Source organism: Polaromonas sp. P1_G2, assembly GCF_056405515.1.
The window spans coordinates 1-478 of the sequence record NZ_JBFUBY010001036.1; the positions used below are offsets into that span (position 1 = coordinate 1).

The following is a 478-nucleotide window of genomic DNA, read 5'->3' on the forward strand; positions in this document are numbered from 1 at the left end:
GGCCGGCTATATCGCCTTTCCGCTGATCGGCACCGTGCCAGCGCGCGGTCGGACGCTGCAAGAGCTGGAAGGTCAGATTGCAGCCAAGCTGCGCCAGGGCTATCTGCGCGATCCCGACGTGTCGATCGAKGTCGACCGCTACCGCTCGATTTTCGTCATGGGCGAGGTTGGACAACCCGGTCAGTATACCTATGTTCCTGGMATGACGATCCAGAACGCAATTGCCGTCGCAGGCGGCTACACAGCGCGCGCCAACCAGGCCAATGCCGACGTGACCCGCAAGGTCAACGGCAATATCCTGACCGGTCGTGTGTCGATTTCCAGTTCCGTGCTTGCCGGAGATACGATCTACGTTCGCGAACGCCTGTTCTAGGTGTTCTTCATGCAGGACCCCGTGCCGCTCAGGATCCTCCATTGTTTCCGCTCTCCCGTCGGAGGAATTTTCCGCCATGTCCGCGATCTTGCCAAAGAACAGAGC

Annotated in this window: 1 protein-coding gene; it reads left to right on the top strand. The window is 59.9% G+C overall.

Features of this window, described 5'->3' with window-relative positions; translation table 11 throughout:
* Nucleotides 1-373: polysaccharide biosynthesis/export family protein (locus AC1D0P_RS28935; protein ID WP_477679882.1), on the top strand; the 373-nt coding region annotated here is incomplete at its 5' end.
* Nucleotides 374-478: the final 105 nt, after the last annotated feature.